Source organism: Yersinia massiliensis, from assembly GCF_003048255.1.
GTDB lineage: Bacteria > Pseudomonadota > Gammaproteobacteria > Enterobacterales > Enterobacteriaceae > Yersinia > Yersinia massiliensis_A.
This window is the reverse complement of record NZ_CP028488.1, coordinates 41,498-63,809: the sequence shown is the minus strand read 5'-3', so window position 1 is coordinate 63,809 and position 22,312 is coordinate 41,498. Positions and strand designations below refer to the sequence as shown.

Genomic DNA, 22,312 nt, shown 5'->3' with positions numbered 1-22,312 from the left:
AATAATGGCTAGCGTATTGTTGTACCTGTTTACCGTTAACGCTTGGGCCGATACAGCGGTAAGTTTTAGCACTATCGAACAGGCAGCAAAACGTAGCTCTGATTTATCCCGCCAAATCCTGGTTATGATTTTTGGTGACGTTGTCACTAACCCACTATCAACCGATTCCAGTATGATCGGTCAGATGTTCTTTGTTTTTAACGGTATCGTTATGGCTATTGCCGTTGTCTGGTTCCTGCTTGTTACACTCAAGCATCTGGTCAAAGCTGGCCAGAATGGACAGGTTTTTAACCAAGGTAGTTCAATGGTTGGGCCAGTGAGCACCGCTGCGGGTTTTCTGACTCTAGTCCCTACTGTTTCCGGTTGGTCAATTGCTCAACTCACCTTCTTGTGGGCTGCTTCGGTTATGGGTATTGGCAGCGCTAATTTGGTGACAGACCGCATCGTTGATTTAATGGAGGATGGCTATTCTCTGGTGGTACAACCCGTTGCACCCCAAACTGTCGGGGCAGCACGAGCTATCTATGAAATGAACCTCTGTTTATACGGCATCAATAGTGAACTCAACACTATGTATCAACAATATGGTCAAGGTGGCACGCCATTGATGCGAATCAGTACCCTGCCAGATGGCTTTGAAATTGGGAACGGTAGTGCTCTATGCGGGTCAGCCCGTCTTCCAGAAAGTCTCATTGATCAAACGACAAGCTGGTTATTCCCGGTACCAATTAACACTGAAAGCATCATAAATGCACAACGTAGTGCAATGAACGAGATGCAAAATACTCTATCTCAGTCAGCATCTCAATTTGTTACATCTGTTACAAATAAACAGACAAATGGTAGTGGCTCTCTACCCGATGCTGAAACTGATATACAAAAATCGGCGCGAGCTTATGAAGATAGAATAAATCAGGCATTAAATGCGCAGGGACAAGCAGATCAATTAGCATCTGTTTTGACGGCGCAATTGAAAAAAAATGGATGGCTCGCATTGGGTTCTTGGTATCAAACATTCGCTACAGCTAACAACAAAATTAATGAGGCAGTTCAACTAAAACCTGTAATTGCAGGTATGTCTGGAGTGGGTGATCTAGGGGCGGGTGATGTCTACACTAGCATCAAAACTGCGTATCAAGCCCAACTGCAGAACTCTAGCTACACCCCACCTCTTGGGACGCAGGGTACTAAAGACACTCAACAAGCTACCGATGCCTCAACATCTGACGCAGTCTTTGTTGGTATCTTTAACGGCCCAATGCTGAGGCTGGCAAACTTTATTGCCACATCTCAAATGGGAAATTTGACCGTTGGAAGTGATCAGATGAATCCTTTATTGAAAATGAAAGCTGTAGGCGACTATACATTAGGGGGGGCCGAAATTGTTTATACCGTATTTAGCGCAGCTAGAATAGCCGCTGAAACGGCTTCCGATAGTTTGATTATAAAAGTTGTCTCTTTAGGCCTTGGAAGTTTCGCTAAAAATGCGATTTTAGCAGCGGCTCCTGCAGTTTATTTCATATTACTTATATTACTTAGTGTCGGTTTTAGCCTGTCAATATATTTACCTTTTATACCTTTTATTTATTGGTTAGCTTCTGCTGCTAACTGGGTTGTCAGTGTATTGGTTGGTGCTACAGGAGGAACCCTTTGGGCAGCAACCCATATTGCAACTGAGAGAGAGGGGGGACACAGGTCTGCTTACGGTTACATCTTCCTTATCGATGTCATGATTAGACCTATGCTAATGGTGTTTGGCTTTGTTTTTGCAAGCATAGTTATTGTCGCATTAGGCACGTTACTTAACTTAATGTTCGGTGCCACAATAGCCAATGTACAGGCAAATTCATTTACCGGTTTGATTTCACTAGCAGGAATTTTATTGGTTTATGCAAGGATCTGCACTACGACGGTTACCCGAGTTTTTGCTCTGCAAGTTACCATGCCGGACTACATCATTTCTTGGTTAGGTGGGCGTGAAGCAGCTGGTATTCTTGGTGGAATCGCTGAATCAACTAAAAGCATATTTGCTGGATTTGGTCGTGGACTTGAGAGGACTCCAGGGTTAAAATCAATGAATAAAGGAAGTAGCGATAATTCCGATGGCATAAAATAGCTATGATAAGGAAAGATGAATGAAATCAATAAAAATGATCGGCACGATTCATATTCTTGCTGCTATTTTCACAATAGCTTCATTATTTACCATCTATTACTACTTTGATAGTCGTGGCCATTCAGGAATTACCTATTTTTCAGTTACAAGTTTAATTGCCATATCATTATGGACTGTCTTATATTTCTTAAGAAAATCCATTAGCAATGGAATAGCAACAATTGTTGCTAATAACACTAATTCCAACTTTTCTCCTGATAAAAACCTGACCTTTATTGATATCAACAATGGAAAGTATGTAGGTATCGACTCTAATAGTAAGGCAATGCTGATTGTATCTTTAAATAATAAAGAATTTGCTAATGGCTTTATAGCTGAATTTGATGAATGGAAAGGATATGAGTTAGAAGATTGCAACCTAACTTTGAAGTTCAATAATATCAAGCGCCCAACGTTCAACATCAATAGCAACGCCAAGATTAAAGTGTTTTGCCATAAGTTAGACAACCTACTTTCTTCTACCTATCGTCCGTTAGTAACAAACTAACAGAATATCAAGTTAGCTAAATACAATATTTTAGTTTTAATGGAGCGCCTATCGGCGCTCTTTCTTTGCCCCCAATAAAACTCTCTCTGGTGTGAACCCACCTTGTTATCGCCAGTCGATGTGATCGTCTGGCTTTTCCCATGCCCGGAGCAACCATGTCCACAAGAGCTGTACACCCACAACAGGGCCAAGAATATGGCCTTATGTTTATCGGTATCGCATTGATGTTCATTTTCCTTATCTGGATATACCAACCCCCTATCATGTATGGATGCATCTGGCTTATTTACCAGCTTTGGTCTCTCTGCGATTTTCCACGCATACATATTTACGTAGCAGAACGCATCAATCTATTGGCCTTGGCTGGTAACCAAGTAAACAATATGACCTGGGGGGAATTTATTGCTGTCATGAATCGCACTGCCGGCATCTTAATGGTGCCACTGTCTATCATTGTGGTTGGAAGTATGTTGGCAATTCGTAATCATCCTCGGAACCTAACCCGCAGACATATTGATGTATATACGCTGCCCCACATCATGGCGCAGTTCTCGCCAAGTATAATTCCAGCGCTCTGCTACGGAGATAAAAAAACACAGTTATTAAATTGCGATCCATCGGAGCATCGTAGCGCCAAGTCTCCAGATGAGTTTGCCATACAACACCAGTTAGTTATTGGTGAACGCCTTGACCGTACTCGAGCCCAAACAGTATTTGAGCAACAATTAGGCACACCACTTAAAGACTTCTCCAGTTTTAATGCTCACGAACGCGCACTGGTGGCAGTCTTTGGATTACAAGTATTTTTCAACGACCGCAAAGGTGCCCAAAAACTTTTGGATAGTCTGAATCGCTCTTGCCTCATCAAAAGCCGTCGTGATAAAGGCCAAAAAGGTTATCCCGTTCTACGCCTGGCAAATGATGCTTTCTACAAAGTGGCAAACTCCCCCGTTGCTGTACGCTGGCTGCGTCATTACAGCTCAACACGAACAGCACTCTCCGCACTCCATGACCGCGATTTACGTTTACCTGGTGCTAATTTTCGATGGCTAAAAGGCCTGGACAGAACACTCTGGTACGCATTGACGTCCTCCGGGCGCCCCAAGGTATTTATTGAAGGGGCAGGGGTTATTGCAGCAGCAAAATGGGAAACATTGATCGCTGAAATATCTGAAAAGTTCCGGGTAACCATTCCAGTACCTGCAACAAGAATGGATATAGCTATCGAGGGTTTACTTGCCGACTCACGCCGCATTGGCCTGGTATTGGAAGAACGAGAAGCACAATCAGAATCCCGCGCCAAAGAATATGACAGTGAAGACGAAGAAGATGATGACAGCGATATAGTCATATTACGGGCTTCATCAATTAAATCAGAAAACCAAAATTCAACAACACCTATACCTAAAGATGATGTGCCAGCAGTTCAACCAACAAAATCCGCTCCTCGCGCACCGTTCCGACCTAAAAAACGCTAAATCCAAACACTAAGGCTACCTCATGACTCAGACCTATACTGCCACTTTGCAGGGTTCCACTCTGTCCGTTTATACCCATCAATCTGGTGCAAGTTGCCTTATAACACTGCTTCAACCTGGCTCGCGCTCCCGTTTTTACATAAAAGACAACGGGATATATCACGACAGCTTTGGTGTAAATTCCGCAATGATATATCAGGCACCATCCACCAAAGAAGCTGAGCTATTTTTACAAGCTATCAACAATGCTATCTACCATCGTTGTAAGGTCAGAAATATAGCGTGCTTAACTCTATTAGTTACGGCTCTCGTCTTGTGCATCACATATGGCTGGTATGTGTTTACAACGCTCGGCGAACATATGACCCGAAATAATCCGACACCAGTGACACAACTTAGCACAAGTAACCCAACAGCGATTCAGTCAGCTCCCGTTGTCGCCCCACAACCCATTTCACCAATACAAGTCCCGGTAATACCTAAAACCATGCCAGCGCAGACAAACACCTCTACGACTGCAGCAACAGGCTACCAAAAAACGGCGCAGGTATTACGTAATGCGGCTGAAAGTGGCTTTTACACCATCGCCTTGTCATCTGGCCATCAGCGTACACTCTATGTATTTTCAGACCCGCTGTGCCATAACTGCCAAATCATTGAGCCAGCACTGGAGGCATTAGCCCAAAAATATAATGTCGAGCTTTTCCCAGTCACACTGGTGGGTAAGCAACAGACCATTGACTTGGTGAGCCCTATCCTTTGCCAAACACCTCAGTCTCGTAAAACCTTATGGAAAAAACTATTCCAGATAGATTCAGGTATGGGCCCAAATGAAAGCACACTCCCGCTCGCATCGTGTGAAACCGGTACAGAAGCCATTAACCGTAATGACACCGCATTTGATGCATATAACCTACCAGGTACACCGTCATTAATAGCAGATGATGGTCGTTACATCCCTCTAACATCATTAAAAAGTGACGATGCCTTGGAAGCTTTCCTGAATACACCGTTCCCACAATAATTCTGGTCTGTAATCCCGCCGTATCCCCTTTCAAATATTCACCCGTCGTTGAGGTTTGTAAATGGCTCAATCAGTTGAAATCGAAGCCCGCCGAGTTCGGCGACCGCTTGGCTACACCTTTATAAATGACGCCCTACTCTCCCCGTTTGGCGTCCAGTTCTTCCTGCTTGCTGGCTTGGTTATGGGCTGGATATTCCCTGCCAGTCTTCTGATCAGTGTTCCCGGACTTTTACTCCATGTCATGTTGTTCAGTGACCGGCCTTTTCGAATGCCCCTGCGCATGCCAACAGATGTGGGCGGAATAGACCTGACGACGGAGCGAGAAATGCCCAAGTATCGTAATGGGTTATGGGGATTTTTCCGCTATGTGGTACGGACCCGCAAATTTTTTCCAGCTGCAGGTGTTATGTGTCTGGGCTTTGCCAGAGGTAAAGCCCTCGCTCGCGAGCTTTGGCTAACATTGGATGATGCATTGCGTCATATGTTGTTATTGGCCACGACGGGATCAGGTAAAACAGAAGCGCTGCTGTCTGTCTTCTTGAATGCCATCTGCTGGGGCCGAGGCATCTGTTATTCAGATGGTAAAGGGCAAAACTCGCTGGCTTTTGCTATGTGGTCGCTAGCTCGCCGGTTTGGTCGGGAAGATGATTTTTACGTACTTAACTTTATGACGGGAGGAATGGACAAGCTTTTACTGCTGCTACTCAATGACAAAAAACGCCAACCGTCCAACACTATCAATCTGTTTGGTACCGCCAACACCACTTTCATCATCCAATTAATGGAATCCATGCTTCCTCCTGCGGGAAGCGGTGATGCTGGCTGGCAGGACAAAGCCAAATCCATGAATGCTGCGTTGGTCTATGCGGTTTACTACAAATGTAAAAAAGAAAAACGGACCATATCTCAAACAGTTATCCAATCGTATTTACCTTTACGAAAATTGGCTGAACTCTACCTGGAAGCCAAACGCGATGGCTGGCATAAAGAAGCCTATAACCCATTAGAAAACTATTTCAATACATTAGCCGGCTTTCGCATTGAACTCATTAGCCAGCCCTCAACTTGGGAGCAAGGTGTCTATGATCAACACGGCTACTTAATTCAGCAATTCAACCGCATGCTCACCATGTTCAACGACTTGTATGGCCACATTTTCTCTACCGACGCCGGCGACATAAACATTGAGGATATACTGCACAACGACCGCATTTTGTGTACCACTATTCCAGCCTTGGAACTGTCAAAAGGCGAAGCGTCCAATATAGGTAAACTGTATATATCGGCTATTCGCATGACCATGGCCAGAGACTTGGGTTGTGAGCTCGAGGGAATGCTCAACGATGTGTTAATCGTTAAAAAATACAGCGGTAAATTTCCGTTTGCCATCGCGATGGATGAGTTAGGTGCCTATTTTGGTCCAGGTATGGATAACCTGGCCAGCCAGATGCGTAGCTTGGGATATATGCTGATTGTTTCTGCTCAGGATATTCAGCGGTTTATCGCAGAACATCGTGGTGAATACATGACGGTAAACGCTAACTTGCTCACCAAATGGTTTATGGCCCTGCAGGATGAGAAAGATACTTTTGAGTTGGCCAAGATTACTGGCGGGAAAGGATATTACGCCGAATTGGGGGCAGTTGAACAAACTGGCGGCATTATTACACCCAACTATGAAGATGCCACAAACAACTACATTCGTGAAAAAGACCGGCTGGATCTCGGTGACCTGAAAGAGCTAAATCCTGGTGAAGGGATGATTTCTTTCAAAAGTGCTCTGGTACCAAGTAGTGCTATCTATATCCCGGATGATGACAAAATGACATCAGCACTACCGATGAGAATAAACCGATTCATTGAAGTACAAACCCCAACAGAAGCCGAGCTGTTTGCTCTCAACCCGACCTTATTGCGTAAACTACCCCCATCCGCGCAAGAAATTGAAGATATATTACTGCACTTAGACGGCCCAGAAGACAGCACCCATCAAATCGGCATCATGGACCCAATTCTTAAACGTATCGTAGACCTCACCCTTGATCTGGATAACCGCGCTGACATCAGCTACAACCCAACCCAACGGGGCATACTGCTGTTTGAAGCGGCCAGAGAAGCTTTACATCAAAATAAACGCAAATGGCGTCATCAGCCAACCCCACCGAAAACTATCCGGGTCTCAAAAGAAGTGGCTACCTCCTTAGCTGATGCTGACTAGCAAAATACCATATCAAACTGACTTGTTGGCCTTTCAATAATATCCCAATATTCCCTCGGCTCTACCATAGGGAACAAATACATATCTAAAAGTGAGCACAGCAATGGAAGATCAATCATTCTTAGCGGCAGGCACATTGTATCCCCACACCGTATCTTATCGTTCCAGTTATCTCTATCCCCCCCATTTGGGAAAAGAAGAATATCTGACCCACATAGCTACCGACGTAATAGGTTTTAAATCGCTTTGCTGCGTTGAGTTTCGTGCAACAGACATCGAATTAATACCTTCACCCGTTGACGGTAAAATTACCTGCCCACTGTGCGTAACTATGTGGCACAACTGCCAGGCTTTTGGGACCGATGACTTTAATGTTATCGAGATAGCCAATGAAGTAACGCCAGGATGAATGGAGAAAATATAAAAATGAAACATCGCCTTTTTGCGCAAAGCTCACCGTTGATAATCCTGGCCACATTGACACTGTCTTGGCCTGCTTTCGCGATGCCGACGTTCACAGTTGGCTTCTCCCCTTCGCATTCTGCCAGAGTTGCCGTACTGGATGTAATTAACCAGACCAAGAACACCCTGTACATGGAGGCTTACTCTTTTACCGATAAAGGAATAGCGCAAGCTTTGGTGGCGGCCAAACAACGAGGAGTTAGCGTCAGGGTGATAGCAGACAAAAAAAGTAACAGCGATAGCTATACCTCGGTGACATTCCTTGCCAATCAGGGCATTCCTATTCGCCTAAATGATAATTACTCTATAATGCACAATAAGATAATTCTGGCTGACAGTAATACGCTCCAGACAGGGAGCTATAACTATTCGGCCAGTGCAAACAAGCGTAATGCTGAAAACGTTCTAGTCGTGCGGAACCAGCCGCAGTTGGTCGCGGTCTACGAATAGGAATTTGAACGATTATGGCAGGAAAGTCAGCCGCTTTTACCTAAATACTGAGGCACATCGATGAGCGATAACAACCTGGATTATCAGCGAGGTTACACCGAAATGGTACGACTGTGTGCCATGATGCTGATAGTTCAGCTAGACACCAGGGAGGGGCACAGGTTGCAAGCATTAAGTGCGTCTCGTGCTGAGAACCTGCGCGATGAGTGCGCTCGATTGCTCAACTTGTTTTCAATGCCCGTACAATTTGATAAAACGAAACACGATGAAGTATTTCAACGCTTGATAGCTATTTTTACCGAGATTGCAGGTGACAACAGTAATGCCTGGTTATCATATCAACCAGCGATGCAGCTGCTGCGCGGACACATTAATTAAAAACAAAAAAGCCGACCCAATTTAAATGGAGTCGGCTTTTTTGTTTAGTGCCTATGATAGCTTACTGAGGTCGATATCCACCTTGTGGTTTATGACCTTGCTCCAGTTCTTGCAACTTATCCGCACCTGATTTTGGCTGTAAAACCCCCGAAGATGACGCCTGCCGGTCAACCTCATAACCCGCTAAAATACGTTGCTGAGGATCACTAAGCGGTAGCGGTTTCTCGCCCCCCTCATTAAACCATCCTACCAATCCACATGCCTGATTGACAAAAGTACGGCTCCCCTCAAAGACCATCACTTCCCCAGATTTCTCTTCTGCAATCGTCATAGCACCCGCGATATGCTGGCCATCAGAAATAAATGGATTGGCTATTTCTATCAGTTCACCACGATCCTGTACTTGTATGATTCCATCATGCCGATACTGAATGACGCCGTCGCGGTTAATTTGAGTATCATAACCTTCCATGTGGAATGGTCTGCAATCATCACCTGCTGCACATCGGATACCATTCTCAGAAAGCGGTGGTGTTTTGTTAGCACGTTTCAGTCGATACGACCAGCCACGCAACTGTGCAATAGCCGCCTGGTCATGATTAAAGGCCTGTTTCTCAACCCAAGCGTGATAATTCATTCTGCGATTATCCGGGTCGGCATTGAAGACTTTTTTCTCTGCTTTAACCGCGATACGCAAGGCAGCTATAGCTTTCATTCGTTCAACTTCAATGATGTGATAAGTCAACTTGCGGAGCAATGGATCACCAATGGCAATTCGAGCTCTGGCTTTCTGCCAAGCAAAACGCTTAGCCACATTTTGGTAACGTTGCTTAAGTGTTCCGCCCTCCAACTTTGGCTTGACCCATGCAGATTTATAAGCCTGATAGCGTGCTTTCAAATCCTCTCGCGCATCGGCTCTGGCCAGACGTCGGTCGATACGGGCAGTGTTATCCCGAGCGTGTAGACGAGGCTCATAAATGAATTCTCGTTTATAGTTGGAATGAATAATGTTGTCATTATCATCGGTCAACATCACAATTTCCGGTGACGGTTCAAACTTACCCAGTGTCTCTTCAAGGCAATACAAGGTCAGGTCTGGATGCAGACTACTGGCTTTTATAGGAGGCAGGCTTTCATCTTCGCGGGAATAAATCGCTAATCCCTCCCCTTTGGGTTTTAACTCCAGCCCTGCACGAATAAGTTCAGTATGAATAGCATTCCATGAAGGGTTATCCCCTGCCACAATCTCACCAATACTTTGACGACACTCTCCTGTCGCATAGCTAAACAGACTCTCTGAGTCAGCGTAGTACTCCAATTGCTTAGCTTTACGGGGGATAGATTTAAAGTCATTTTCACTGCGCACGACCTGGTGTGATCCATTCACTTTCCATGCCCCATTATCCGGGGTGAAATCATGCTTCATCTCCAGATGGCGACAGGCTTTGTGCAATGTATCAACATCATTATAGAGATTAGCGGCGCGGTATGATTTAGGGTTAATGCGGTTCGCGGCAATATGGCAATGCACATTATCTGTATCTCTATGCACGGCAACGACGTACTGATGATCGGCCATACCGAGTTGCTTCAAACAGTATCGAGCACTATCAAAAATTTGCTCATCAGTCGGTGTATCTTCTTCACGCCAGGACAAGATGCAATGATAAACAGCATCCACACAACGCGTGTTTTGCATCGCAACAGCGTTCATTTCAGCCGACGCAGTTTCCAGGCTGAAACAATTGGTTTCGCAAACAACGTTTCCACTTTTAATCTGCTGAGTACCATCATCAAACATGGCCAACACAGTTTGGTCTTCTACAGAAGCCTTCCGGTCGAGATAATCAATCAGGCGATCAAAGATAGCTGCCTTAGAGCGTGAAGGTCGGATATAGGGATTATCAGGAGAGATAGGCATATCAGGTTTGACTTCATCGCGAAGAGTCAAATAACTCACCAGTTGAATGAAGCTGGAACGACCATCTCGCCGTTTTTCTGGAACAATTGGGATCATGCTTTATCTCGCTCAGCAGCTAAGCCATCAATGCCCAGGTCTATACTGATAATCGCCTTTTTTATAGCTACAAGTACCTCAGAGTACTCTTTGCTAAATACCTCACTGACACTGCCACGCCCTTCGTTAAACAGGTGTTTTTGCAATCCTCCAAGCCGGCGTAGTTCCATTATCATTTCTGTATCACATTTTGATTCAATACGACGTCCCAGGCCACTACGAAGCATATAGGCTCCCACACTTAGGCCTGATGCTTTTGCTTTAGTCGCAATGATTTCCTTTTCCTCGGGGTAACAGCGAATGCTGGGCAGCAGGGCTGTTCTGTTCCGGCTTTCGCTATTACTCATGGTGATAATTTCCCTTACAGTCTCGTAGTCTCAGTCTAGCGGGTGTCGGGGCTCTGCCCTGACCAGGTCGTTTTGTAGGGCCGACTGCGTGCAGGCGGTGCTACAAAACATATCCTGTCCCGTATTTGAAACCGGATATTTGTATTTTGCCCTAAATGGCCTGAGAAGTCATTACACCATGGGAGAACTTTTTTCGGAGTTGTGCCGATTTGAAACGCCCGTATACTATTGTCGTACCTATAATTTTTAGAATGAGGAAATATGGCATATGGCGGCAAAAAATCATTACAGTACTGAGCAGTTAGAATTAGCAAAAGTACAATTATCTGAATTACCGGATTTGAGAACAGAGCGTCTCACGGGTAAGGAAGTATTGGCAGGATTGAAAGAGCAAATTTTAATTCTGGCTACGCAAAAAGGGTATACAGCTAAAGATATAAAATCGGCATTGGAAAGTTGCGAAATTGTTGTCAGTGAAAGGGCTATTCAGGAAGCCATTAAATCTGTAGCTATGACAAAAAAGAAAGCACCTTCATCATCGAAAGTAAGAAGCATTAAAAAATCAGAAGTAGAAAACACCGGAACTAATGTGGCAGCACAGAGCTGATAAGTCTGCCGTTCATGGCTCAATGCCGTGAACGACAGAAAGGGTAAATTTGATGCAATATAGATTCATATTTCGAATAAATTAATATCCATCAGCGACACTCAATGTGTTGCTGATGGATAAGGAGTTATCACCAGTCGCAGATTGGCATTCCTGGAATTACACCACCATCACAATCAAACTGAATCATTTTGATGTCATGTTTTATCATCATTTGATAAACAAATTTCCTTAAAATTTTTGATATTCCTATACGCTTCAACCGTAATACAGAAACTCTCCCGCCCCATAAGTCAATGATAAATCCATACTCATATTCTAAAACCCAATTGACTTGTGGGGTTATCCTACAACCGTACATGCCCAGAACAGTATTATCATCAAATGTCATGTGAGCTGTGGAGCAAACAAGGCAGCGTTTAACTTCAAGTTCATTACTCATAAGTACTCCTATAGGCGGTGTGATCAGCACCGCCATAAAGATAATTAGGCTTTGATTTTTTTCATTTCTTCTGCCAATTTCCAAAGAGCATTATTGAGTTTTATATCTCCTGTAATCCCATTTACAGAGCGGGTTTTACTGCGCTTACCTTGCGCATTAATTCCATGTAGCCCACCCTTGATCATATTTTCCTGAACTCGCTGATATGTCGTCCATAAATCAGAATTTTTATCCTGCCAACGGCGAGCATTTAAAATTTGATCTGCGGTAATAGGTTGATGATCGTTTGAATATTTGTACTCTAATGCGGCCTCTGCATAAGCATGTTGCTCGTCATTATTCAACATAATGGATTTCATTTCGTTTCGGGATTCAGTCACCTTATCGAACAGACCTAAAACCTCATAGGCACCCTCGATAACTTGTCCTGCCACATCGCCTTTATGGGGTACACGCACATCACCGAACGTATCACCGCATACCAAACCGTTGTTACAGACGAAACGAAACAGGCCGGGGATCATTTGATAGCTACTACTACCGTCATGACTGTTAAGCAAAATAATTTCGGGAACTTCATCATTTTTGTTAAAACCATTACGACGTAGACGTAACATATGGCGAGTATGTCCGCGCTTATTCTCATCACGAACACGAGTTTGACAGGCATAAAATGGTTGAAAGCCTTCTTCACGCAATTTATCCAAAAGGGTGATCGTCGGAATGTAGGTATAGCGTTCGCTACGCGATTCGTGTTTTTCTTCTGAGAAAACACTTGGTACATATCTTTCTAGCTCACCATTGGTTAGCGGCCGCTCTTGACGGATAACTGTCGCATTACCAAAACCGCTATATAGACGTTGCATATTGATTCTCCCTTGAGTGTGTTTCTGGTGTAACTCTTTTTCCGGCGTTGCCGGGCTCAGAGCGTCTTGTGCTGTGACAATAAGACCGAGATGGGGTATAAGCCGTAGGCGCAAGGGCGTTACCGCATGCCGCACGCGCAAGCGAACGACCGCAGGGAGGGAGTGCGAACGGGAGAGGATAACGGCGCAAGCGTACCCTTGTGACTCCGGCGCCCCAGCCTAGTGTCTGTCACGGCATAAGGCACTCTGTGCCCAGCCTGTGGACTGGAAGAGTGATGCAGATACTCTCAACCTGGCGCAGCCAGGTATCCTTGACGTTGCCACTATCAGTGGCAACAGTTGAAGCGGCGCGGGCTTTGCCCGCTGCAAGCGGTGATTTTTCGGGGGGAGCCGGTTCAATGCCGGCATCCACCGATTGACGAGCAAAAAAATACCGCCCATAAAGACGGTATCTAACGGTTCATATTCACACTAGGCAAATGCATTCCGATACAGAGATTTAATAGTATCGATGAATACGGTTCTTTCATTTTCATCAATACTTAGCCAATTATTGAGAAGAACAGCCAGTACATCAGACGCGAGGGATGTATCAGGAATATCATGAAACTTGATTAACTCCGCGCCAAATGGCTCTACAATCTCATACAACCAAACACCCGGAAAATCATAATTTTCAGATGCATATTCTACAACAGCTTCTACCCCTTTTGCCTGTGAAATCAAGCCCGCTATCATGTCCATCTCACTGACCGCAGACCTATCAAGCGCTTTAATAAAATCTTCGCGTTGATCCAGTGCGCCCCTAACCAGATAAGTGGCACTTAAAACTGTTTGTTCATTCATTGCATCACTCCTGTTCGATGGAATACCGCCCCATCATTGGGGCGGTGCGTTTAATCAGGCATAAGCCCGTTTAAGTTCCAGCGTGCGGAGTAACTGGCCCAGTTCACTGATAAGCATTGCCGGTACTCTGACCGACCTTTTTTTGCTCTGGCATTTGGCAATGTGGCGTGCCCGCGCTTTGCTTGACAGGCTGATCTCGTCTACAGCAATTGCAGGATGGTTTACGCGCTGCTGTTTTTTCTGTGGGGTCTTTACAAAACAGGCCGTAGATGTAACTATTGACGCTTCAATGTGTTTCATGGTTTATGCTCCATGTGATGTTATTGATTGCCGGTTCATCTTTTCGAGGGACTAAACCGGCAGAGAGAGCAGACGAAAGTCTGCTTTTTTCATTTTTGGTTTTGGCTTAACACCTCCTTTTCTATCCGTTCGATTATCTCTTCGTGGCTCAGGGTGACAACGTCACGAAACTCAAAATAACGATCTCCTACCTTGGCGTAGATACAAGCCACATTGCCGCAATACATTTCACCCAACTTGAACGATTCGTTTACCATGTCGCCGCGCCAGTCGAGCGGATACATCGTGCCGATCATATCCATGTAGCGTTCCAACGTAATTTCGGCTGGCTTAGTCTTGGCCGCCTCTTCCCTTAACAACCAGTAAGCTGCCTCAGTATTGCTATCCCAGCTAAAACGGTCATTCGTGTTACACACTGTCTGATACATCGTGTTTCTCCTTGCTCGAGTTAAAGTCAGCCACCGGCTGGCTATGCATAAACGTTAAAAATTGACCCCTGACGCTTTAACCAGTTTGATGAATTTTTTGTAATGCTTTGCGGTCACGATATCGATATTTCTATATCTACCTTTCGACATTACGCATTGACTCAACTGGTAGTGATATTCATTTTTCATTTTTTCAGGAAAGGATTTGCGAAATCCCTGTAATGCTTTCAGTGAATCAAATCCGTAGCATTCAAAGTCTGCGTAGCCGGTTCCTTTCTCACCTTCGGCTATGTTAAGTGTGTAGTGATTTTGTCCTTCCCCATATCTTTCTGTAGATTCAGGAAGCGGCGGTCTTGACGTTTGTGTGTTCATCCTGGTTGCTCTCCTTCGGTGGTTGTCCATCTCTCTGTGAGTTCTATCGCGGCAAAGGGCAAAGGAGCAACGACGACGGGAGGAACGCAAGGGCGCCGCTTGCGGCGTGCCATTTACCCTTGCGGGCATCCTGGCGGTGGTGCTACAAGCAGCCCTCCGCGAAAGAGCTTACCGAGTGATGGCGTTCCGAACTGCACAGACAGGATGAACACACCGCGACACGACGAAACGGCGTGGCGTCCTTAGTGGAAAGCGGCGCGGCCATAGGCCGCTGCAAGCGATGGCCATTGACGTTCAGGCATCGCGTATCTATCCGGCAGGACAGAGACACGCATCGCGGGGCTCTGCGGAAGCTGGACTGCGCCCAAGGCGCGGGAGAGCTGGAGTGTAAGCGACGACCTGGGCGCTTGCGCACAGGGAGCCGAAGGGGCCCCCATCCCTGCCTGATGATGTAGCGAGGAAAATCGACTAGATAAAATGGCCACCATAGGGATGAGTAAAAAAACAGAGAAAAGGATAAAAAATTTGAAGATGCTGACCTAATTCAATGCTGAATTATATCGATATATATCATATTGAGGGATAAGGCCGTAGTGGCGAATCCACAACAGCCTTTTGACTTAACAGTCCTTTTAGTCACTCTGCGTTAATTTTTCAGATCATCACCTACAAACTCAAGGTAACCATTCGTTGTATGGTTTGACTCATGTCCATTAAGTCATCACCGTAGATGAAAAATGGTTCTGACTCTTCGTAATTGCAACTGGTACACATACGTATCGCATAGCAAGGGTATTTTTCCGGCCCCTCTTCTAGCCATCGTTTTGAGATCACTCGCTTATCGTTGTGGTAATCATAGAAATAATTCTTACGCAACCAGCGCTTGTATGAGTTGATATTCTTTATGTAGTTCAGTTGCTCCTTTAGCCTATTCGCCATTTGCACTCCCCCCAAATTTCACTTTCCCTCCTGCACTGTTTTCCAGTTTATTTGAGAGCATTAGTGAATCAAGCCATTGTTCCACAAACGTTCTACTTTCCAATTCTTCGCGCATTTCTCTGACAATAGACCACATCGGGTTCCCCATGAAGAAAGGTTCACACCGTAAATTGACAAACTGGCGACCCCAAGCCTGCACCATATCAACCAAATCATCGTCATCTATACCCTGCCGTTCCTGACGCTTGTACCACGCCGCCAGTTCGCTCGGGGTAATAAATGCCAGTTCAATTTCTGCCTGCGCTTCCAGGCACTGATAGCGCCGCCTCTTTTGCTTTTTTTGCTTTGCCTTATTACGCTCTTTGCGCTCAAATTGCATAAGCCATTTACGATCACGGCGTTCTCGACATAATACGGCGTAAGAGGGGAACAACTTATTAGGGGTGTCATCTGGTAGAGGCAACGGACAATATTTGCCACCACTTTCAATCAACCTATCCAGAGCTTGCATATAACGTTGCATTGGTTCGCCCCCACGTATTTGCGGGCAGTAATTACTGGCAACCAATCGGATATCACGAGCCAGAATTTTTGTCCGGCCCTCATTCAGCATAAGGAAAAATGCCTTGGCATACGGAAATTCAGCCAGTCGGTGGCCTTGTATTTTTTTCCGTTCGACAATGGCCATTGCATGGATTGCCGCCTGCTGATATACGTTCGTGGATATTAATGCGAGATGATTCGGGATCATACGGCAATCCCCCCCATGTGAAGCGCTTTAGCCAGTTCCGTTGCCTGTTGGAATCCGGCTTTATAATACTCAGCCACATGGGCCAGAACCTTATTCATAATATTGGGATCAAAGTACTCGGTAATACACACCCATGCCCTTGATTCACCGCCATCAAAAGGCAGTGATATCGTCCAAAACTCGTTTTCCTCCCCAGCACTGCACACGTTGAGCACGATATCGCTCATGCCAGTGGGACTGACACGCAGTGAAACAGGATGTACGCCGCCGAATTCACGCCCATATTCCACATCAACCAGCCATCCTGACGGCAAATTCAGATATTGTAAGACTGCACTGGATAGGCGCTGGCGATAATCCGTCCCGCGTTCCCAATATTGCTCCAGTTCAACAGGGCTTAAACCTTGCAAGGCCACCAGAGAGAAACTTTCTTGTTTTGTCATTGTTTGTCATTGCCGCCCTTGAGGGCGGCATCTCCCTGTTAGGCTGCAATATCAATGTTATTTGAGGTTTCGGTAAGCGGTTGTGTTTGTTCGACCGCATCACGCTGGATACACGCTGGCATCCAACGAGTTCTACTGATCACCTCTTCTGCCAGTTCGGCTGCATCACCTTTTTTCATTTTCAGGGAATCAGAAGCGGCTCCCGTTAATCCAGCATCAGTCAACGCATCTGAAATACCGTCTCTGTTGATACGACCAAAGAAATTGGCTTTTGTCGGTTGCCACCAATCCCGCATGTCAAAATTCAGTGAGGCTTCAACTGATTCCAACGTCTCACCGGCTTTATTATTTCGGCTCATTTGTTCCGTTACACCGTCCAATGTTCCGGCAACACAATATGCTAGCAAAGCAATTTGGCTGGCCTTATCCCATCCCATCAGCCATTCGTAGTCGTTTTCCCAGCCATCAGGAAAATTCGCAACCCAGGCGAGATGCATATCCTCAAGAACCTGCATAGCCCTACTATTGGCAACAGTAGGTGCATTATTTTCTAACGCTGATTTGTTGTGATGCAGACTAAAGGCCAATGTCTTTAACTTGAAGCTGTCGCTCCGAAATACCGACTTCATACAATCATGAATGAAGATAGCCAGTGCAACATCAGGTTGCTGTGCCAAAGCGGCCTGAACTGCCATCGTTCTCTCTGAGGAAAGACTTTTAACCAGCACAGCTGATAGCTGCTTTGATTGCGCTTTTTGTGGTTGTTGAGTGGTCAACTCTTCGTTAGTTTCTTCGCTAGGTGGTACATCACACAGCAACATGACACCGCGCTGAATGACTAACTCACCCTCATTCAAATACGCCACAATGCCAGACTGTGCGCGTACATCATTCGACCATCCGCGAATGTCTGCCGTTACGGTAATGGCGTCTAACTCTGCCTTACATGCATCGCTTTCAGCATTTTTTTCAAGATCATCCTCTTCACTCGCCATATGCTCGATGTCATAAGCATCGAGAAGCTGTTCCAGAATTGCCATCCGCGCTGACTCTTCATCAGTAAAAATTGGCGTGGGCTGGCGTAATAAACTGTATAACTCGGCATCTTCACCCGTACTGTAGACTCGATGCATACGACCCTCAGCCCACTTCCACCCCTCTTCTCTGGAAATAATGGTAGCTATTTCAGCCAGTTTTTCTCGGGTTAAGCGCTCAAGCAAAACAGGATCTGAAATAAAACCCTCTTCGGTAAACAGGTCATAGCTGAATGAGCCTCCAGCCTGTTCGTAGGCATCGCGACCGACAAATGCCAATTGCCCATTATTTTCAGCAGAAATCTCCCCCCTCAAAACCTCACTTCGCAAATATTCTGGTTGTTTGGTATAGCCATAAGCGTTACTCCAAACCGTAGACTGACGCTCATGATCCTCACTGGCAGATAACGCTTGTAGCTGGTCAAGATTGATTTCATCTTTAGCCAGCGCCTCCAATAACATGGGAGCCATTGATGCTAAACGCAGACATTTTTGAACATGCTTAGTGCTGTAGCCCAGCAAGCTACCAATTTGTACTGGAGTTCTGCCCTCAGAAGCCATGTCCCGAAACGCGGTCACTTGGTCTGCCGGATGCATATCTTCACGCTTACCGTTTTCTGTATAAGAGATCAGACGCGCCATATTTTTATCAAAGACTTTTACATCAATAGGATAGTCAGCGGTAACAAGTCCAGCCGGAGTAGAACGGCTCTCACTCAATAGCAGTTCAAATGCCAAATGTCGGCGTTCCCCTCCTGCTACACCATAGTTGCCCTCGTCGGTCAGAAAAACGATAAGATTTTGTAACAACCCAACGCTTTCAATACTTGCGGCCAGCCCTGCAATTGAAGCAGGAGTCGACTTTTTCTTACGGGCATTCAGTTCAGTAGATACCAACCGATGAAGTGGGACGGTAATTGTTGGGGTATTCGCTAGCGCTTCATTCACCTTAGCTGCAACCTTGCTGTTTTTCGGGGTTGCTTTCACTTTGGCTGTTGCTTTAGTATCAATATTAGACATGTGATAACTCCTGTAAGTTATTGCTTGTTAAGGTTGTATATGAAGCTAGAACTCCATACACAACCGGATAAGCAGGGGTAACCCTGCTTTTTTTTACGTGTAGCTTATGCACCAATGGATCATGCAAAGTTCATCACTGGCGGCGACTGGCCAACTGTCGACCAACCAAACCGAGTAATAATCAGGGCCGCAATTGACGGTCAGACATACCGCATCAGCAGGTAGCGCTGGCGCTTCGATTGTTCCCGTACTGTGCCCCCCCACCAAAGAGATAACATGCTGATAAACATCCCAAAACATTGCCTCAGTAAAACCATATCTTTCGGTAGGCTCTTGAAGCGGCGGTTTTGACGTTGATGTTATTTGTGTGTGCATTCTGCTTCTCCCCTTTCGGTGTTTTTCATATCTCTCGGTGAGTATCTTTCGCGGCAATGGGCGTAGGAGCGACAGACCTGGGCAGAAAACAAGGGGCCGCTTGCGGCGTTTACCCTACCTTGTTTTTTGAACGGGGATGGTGCTACACACAGCCCACCGCCAAAGATGCTGGCCGTGAGATAACACACCGAACAAGCAAACAGAATGCACACACCGCGACACGACGAAACGGCGTGGCGTCCTTGCAGCCCCGGAGGGGTTATCGCCGGGGCGGTGATGGCGCTGGCAATAGCCAGCTGCGGGGTGGAATTTGACGTTATCCATCAGACACTAGCCGAATGGCCCGAAACCTGTAGGGGTTCGGCGGAGACTGCTTGGCGGAGTGTGGCTCGACTGTTGAACGGCGCCAGCCGGTCAGCAGCCGGAGGTGGCAAGCAAGGTTTTCGGGTCTACTTTCACTAGGCGAATAATGAAATTAATCATTATAAATTCAATAAATAACAGTCAGATATAAAATTTTAGCTATTTGTTTCCATTGATATTCTGCGGTTCACTGAGTCGCTATAAGCTATCAAAAGTATGCTAAGAATCAGTACGCGTAGCGCCGTTAGGCGCATTACGGCAGGCGAAGCCTGCCAGGGTTTTGCGCGGCATTTGGCAGGTCCCCCTGCCTCGTTCTTTATGCATCCGGGAGTTTTCCATTCCCCCCTTGAATGATAAATTGGTTACAAATGTAAACTGATGCCTGCCACGTTAAATATTCACACATTGAATCGACAATCTGCGCGGTAGTGACGGGGGCCAGTTCATTGGCCTTTCTACGCTCATTGATCAGGTTTTTATACTGTCTGAGGATGTCACGGCTTTCTGGTTTGAGTTGCATGAAATTTCCTTAGCGGCAAGGTTCTTCTTGCCGCTTTACAGTGTCAGGATGTGAAAACAAAACCACTATAAAAAGTCAGGCCGCTGGTAAACAGATCCCGCGCGTATGCTTCAAAGTCGATATAATTCTGAAGACAGTCTGGAACTTCACTGAGTAGACCAGATTCCTCCACGTATTCGCGGGCGTAGTCTTCCTCACTTCCCGCCTCCCCGATATATGCATCCTGAAATCTATCGAAATCACACTCTCCTGAGTATTCAGCCCAAGCCACAAATGCCTCGCTCCGCCCTTCTTCCCCAGCTTGTCTGAACGCTTCAATAAACGTCCAGTCAACATGGGATTCAGAAGCGTGCTTTGACGGTATTCCTTCCCAATCCTGAAACATCAACTCTGGGTCAGATTCGTCGCAGTGGATCTTGCTGCAAGCGGCGTAAAAATCCTCTTCACTGTCAAAATCAGTCAGATCCAACCACTGGCCAGCAATGCTGCCACAGTTGTATTTATGGTACGTGCCGACATAGACAGCAGGTGAAATCGTGCTCATGTAAATTCCTCCGCAGGTTGTGGGATAACAACACCGGCTTACGCCGTGCCGACACGACAGACGGGCGCAAAGTGGAGGATGCAGGGGCGCTACCGGAAGCCGCAGCGCAAGCGAAGGAGCGAAGTGGACTGGACGGCCAGCGAGTGAATATTGAACGAGCGGGCAACGGGAAGAACACTGAGTGGATGAGTGCGAACGGGTGAGGATAGCGGCGAAGCGAACCCTTGCAGCCGTAGCGGCCCGTCTAAAGTGAAGGCACGGCGTTAGCCGTCACAACGACAATATTGCAGAAGAAATAGATTTAATAACCGCCACTGCCTGCAGTGGCCAAGCTACCGTCCCTTTGCACATAGCAAAGGGAACGAAAGCGGACGCTCTCGATGGCGTCCGTTTTCGCAATTAACCGGGCAGGACGAGGCTTAAATCGAGAAAAGAGCGCCCCATAGGGACGCTCATCAGTTTTAGCCACCAAAATGGGGGAGGTTATCTATAATATAGTCCGGTCCAATTTCGCGGGAATACTCATATCCATCATCCCCCATAAACTCTTCAAACTCGATATTATCATTCGCTCCATCAAGCAAATCCCCCTTGCTATATTCGCCATACCCACAGAACCCACATCCTGATTCACTGAAATAGTGCATAACATCACAGTCAAATTGACGACTCAACGCACTTAACACATCATTTGACGGGGGTCCCCAAGGAGTATCAAAATCTAACGTTAATTCACATGTTTCCCCGAAGACATCAAGGCTACAAGCTGTTGGCCATTTAACCTCGTACAGACTGAGATATAGGCTACAACTGCTACTTATATTCGCCAGAAGTCGGCCATTAAAGCCATTGACCTCATTCGCGAGCCGTGTCGGCAACAACGACCGCATATCAAACGGCTGTCCATTATCGATAGATAAAGGGAGATCCCAATATTCTGAATAAGATGGCGATGTCCCTGATACTGTACAATTAAACCAGTCATATCCCTTTTCTTTAAACAATGACTCAATAGTCTCCTGAGCCGCATCGGGTAAGGTTTCCCATGTCTTATCCCCTATCCCGCTTTGTCCATATAGCCGGTCAATATATGTGCAAGCTGTGTCATCCAGTTCTACGTTATTCAATAGCAACGTGACCCACTCGGTAAACGCCAAATTTTCTGGCGAGATCACACCTCGCCCCGTAGAGGTAAGATCCAGGTATGGCGTATATTCCGAGCCATCCACAGTCTGCAGCAGACCAGCGCATCCTGCGACAAATAGGCGAATACTCTGTTTGATGGCCATTTCATACTTATGCGGCATTTCACCCAGCGCAAAAGCTTCAACGGCATCGAGTTGCTCTTTACTGCCGGTCACAATTAATCGGTTCGCGCACCAATTTGGCATGTTACATACTCCCATCTAAAGGTTATCGGATAAC

Annotated in this window: 25 protein-coding genes; 9 read left to right on the top strand and 16 right to left on the bottom strand. The window is 46.0% G+C overall.

Annotation, left to right across the window (positions count from 1 at the left end; translation table 11 throughout):
- Positions 1–4: 4 nt before the first annotated feature.
- From DA391_RS23490 to DA391_RS23460, 7 genes are all read left to right on the top strand, one after another.
- The gene (locus DA391_RS23490; RefSeq protein WP_240624840.1) at positions 5–2,116 is read left to right on the top strand and encodes a DotA/TraY family protein; all 2,112 of its coding nucleotides are present in this window, start codon (positions 5–7) and stop codon (positions 2,114–2,116) included.
- A 19-nt stretch (positions 2,117–2,135) separates the two neighbouring features.
- The gene (locus tag DA391_RS23485) at positions 2,136–2,663 is read left to right on the top strand and encodes a hypothetical protein (protein ID WP_108088334.1); all 528 of its coding nucleotides are present in this window, start codon (positions 2,136–2,138) and stop codon (positions 2,661–2,663) included.
- 155 nt (positions 2,664–2,818) lie between these two features.
- The gene (locus DA391_RS23480; protein WP_176396512.1) at positions 2,819–4,141 is read left to right on the top strand and encodes a conjugal transfer protein TrbA; all 1,323 of its coding nucleotides are present in this window, start codon (positions 2,819–2,821) and stop codon (positions 4,139–4,141) included.
- A 361-nt stretch (positions 4,142–4,502) separates the two neighbouring features.
- Positions 4,503–5,165 carry a thioredoxin fold domain-containing protein gene (locus tag DA391_RS23475; RefSeq protein ID WP_129111489.1) on the top strand — a complete coding sequence of 221 codons (663 nt, stop codon included), beginning with the start codon at positions 4,503–4,505 and terminating at the stop codon, positions 5,163–5,165.
- A 61-nt stretch (positions 5,166–5,226) separates the two neighbouring features.
- Entirely contained in the window at positions 5,227–7,383 is a 2,157-nt protein-coding gene (trbC, locus tag DA391_RS23470) for an F-type conjugative transfer protein TrbC (RefSeq protein ID WP_240624842.1), read from the top strand.
- A 426-nt stretch (positions 7,384–7,809) separates the two neighbouring features.
- Positions 7,810–8,295: a phospholipase D family protein gene (locus DA391_RS23465; RefSeq protein ID WP_108088352.1), complete on the top strand. Its 486-nt coding sequence runs from the start codon at positions 7,810–7,812 to the stop codon at positions 8,293–8,295.
- A 60-nt stretch (positions 8,296–8,355) separates the two neighbouring features.
- Complete coding sequence (locus tag DA391_RS23460) at positions 8,356–8,673, top strand: hypothetical protein (protein WP_088130801.1); 318 nt, start codon at positions 8,356–8,358, stop codon at positions 8,671–8,673.
- A gap of 61 nt (positions 8,674–8,734) precedes the next feature.
- Here DA391_RS23460 and traI read toward each other — a convergent pair whose 3' ends face one another.
- Together traI and mobA are read right to left on the bottom strand one after the other, a co-directional pair.
- Positions 8,735–10,690, bottom strand: a complete 1,956-nt coding sequence (gene traI, locus DA391_RS23455; RefSeq protein ID WP_088130803.1) for a TraI/MobA(P) family conjugative relaxase — start codon at positions 10,688–10,690, stop codon at positions 8,735–8,737.
- Positions 10,687–11,037 (bottom strand): plasmid mobilization protein MobA, encoded by a 351-nt coding sequence (gene mobA / locus DA391_RS23450; RefSeq protein WP_088130804.1) that lies wholly within the window; start codon positions 11,035–11,037, stop codon positions 10,687–10,689. The genes traI and mobA overlap by 4 nt, the downstream gene beginning before the upstream one ends.
- Before the next feature lie 268 nt (positions 11,038–11,305).
- Here mobA and DA391_RS23445 point away from each other — a divergent pair, with 268 nt between their 5' ends.
- Entirely contained in the window at positions 11,306–11,644 is a 339-nt protein-coding gene (locus DA391_RS23445) for a mobilization protein MobC (RefSeq protein ID WP_088130805.1), read from the top strand.
- 130 nt (positions 11,645–11,774) lie between these two features.
- Here DA391_RS23445 and DA391_RS23440 read toward each other — a convergent pair whose 3' ends face one another.
- The 13 genes from DA391_RS23440 to DA391_RS23375 form a co-directional block, all read right to left on the bottom strand.
- Positions 11,775–12,086, bottom strand: a complete 312-nt coding sequence (locus DA391_RS23440; RefSeq protein WP_088130806.1) for a DUF5983 family protein — start codon at positions 12,084–12,086, stop codon at positions 11,775–11,777.
- A 44-nt stretch (positions 12,087–12,130) separates the two neighbouring features.
- Positions 12,131–12,952, bottom strand: coding sequence for a DUF932 domain-containing protein (locus tag DA391_RS23435; protein WP_088130807.1), 822 nt, complete (start codon positions 12,950–12,952; stop codon positions 12,131–12,133).
- A gap of 471 nt (positions 12,953–13,423) precedes the next feature.
- Positions 13,424–13,798: a hypothetical protein gene (locus tag DA391_RS23430; protein ID WP_088130808.1), complete on the bottom strand. Its 375-nt coding sequence runs from the start codon at positions 13,796–13,798 to the stop codon at positions 13,424–13,426.
- A 54-nt stretch (positions 13,799–13,852) separates the two neighbouring features.
- Positions 13,853–14,098 carry a hypothetical protein gene (locus DA391_RS23425; protein ID WP_088130809.1) on the bottom strand — a complete coding sequence of 82 codons (246 nt, stop codon included), beginning with the start codon at positions 14,096–14,098 and terminating at the stop codon, positions 13,853–13,855.
- Positions 14,099–14,187: 89 nt separating this feature from the next.
- Entirely contained in the window at positions 14,188–14,526 is a 339-nt protein-coding gene (locus DA391_RS23420; RefSeq protein WP_088130810.1) for a hypothetical protein, read from the bottom strand.
- A gap of 54 nt (positions 14,527–14,580) precedes the next feature.
- Positions 14,581–14,898 (bottom strand): hypothetical protein, encoded by a 318-nt coding sequence (locus tag DA391_RS23415; protein ID WP_088130811.1) that lies wholly within the window; start codon positions 14,896–14,898, stop codon positions 14,581–14,583.
- Between the two features lie 666 nt (positions 14,899–15,564).
- Positions 15,565–15,837: a hypothetical protein gene (locus tag DA391_RS23410; protein WP_088130812.1), complete on the bottom strand. Its 273-nt coding sequence runs from the start codon at positions 15,835–15,837 to the stop codon at positions 15,565–15,567.
- A complete protein-coding gene (locus DA391_RS23405; protein ID WP_088130813.1) occupies positions 15,827–16,588 on the bottom strand; it encodes a plasmid SOS inhibition protein A in 762 nt (253 codons plus the stop codon). Before DA391_RS23405 ends, DA391_RS23410 begins: the two co-directional genes overlap by 11 nt.
- Positions 16,585–17,031, bottom strand: a complete 447-nt coding sequence (psiB, locus tag DA391_RS23400; protein WP_088130814.1) for a conjugation system SOS inhibitor PsiB — start codon at positions 17,029–17,031, stop codon at positions 16,585–16,587. The genes DA391_RS23405 and psiB overlap by 4 nt, the downstream gene beginning before the upstream one ends.
- Positions 17,032–17,069: 38 nt before the next feature.
- Positions 17,070–19,085, bottom strand: coding sequence for a ParB/RepB/Spo0J family partition protein (locus DA391_RS23395; RefSeq protein ID WP_088130815.1), 2,016 nt, complete (start codon positions 19,083–19,085; stop codon positions 17,070–17,072).
- Between the two features lie 93 nt (positions 19,086–19,178).
- Positions 19,179–19,460 carry a ribulokinase gene (locus tag DA391_RS23390; RefSeq protein ID WP_088130816.1) on the bottom strand — a complete coding sequence of 94 codons (282 nt, stop codon included), beginning with the start codon at positions 19,458–19,460 and terminating at the stop codon, positions 19,179–19,181.
- 679 nt (positions 19,461–20,139) lie between these two features.
- On the bottom strand, positions 20,140–20,343 hold the full coding sequence (locus tag DA391_RS23380; protein WP_088130818.1) for a hypothetical protein: 204 nt from the start codon (positions 20,341–20,343) through the stop codon (positions 20,140–20,142).
- Positions 20,344–20,386: 43 nt separating this feature from the next.
- A complete protein-coding gene (locus DA391_RS23375) occupies positions 20,387–20,887 on the bottom strand; it encodes an antirestriction protein ArdA (protein WP_167398252.1) in 501 nt (166 codons plus the stop codon).
- On the opposite strand from DA391_RS23375, the gene DA391_RS24395 reads away from it, so the two are divergent.
- Positions 20,872–21,090 (top strand): hypothetical protein, encoded by a 219-nt coding sequence (locus DA391_RS24395; protein ID WP_176396509.1) that lies wholly within the window; start codon positions 20,872–20,874, stop codon positions 21,088–21,090. The two genes, DA391_RS23375 and DA391_RS24395, sit on opposite strands and share 16 nt — an antisense overlap.
- Positions 21,091–21,348: 258 nt before the next feature.
- On the opposite strand, the gene DA391_RS23365 is transcribed toward DA391_RS24395, so the two are convergent.
- Entirely contained in the window at positions 21,349–22,278 is a 930-nt protein-coding gene (locus DA391_RS23365) for a DUF1281 domain-containing protein (protein ID WP_159074586.1), read from the bottom strand.
- Positions 22,279–22,312: the final 34 nt, after the last annotated feature.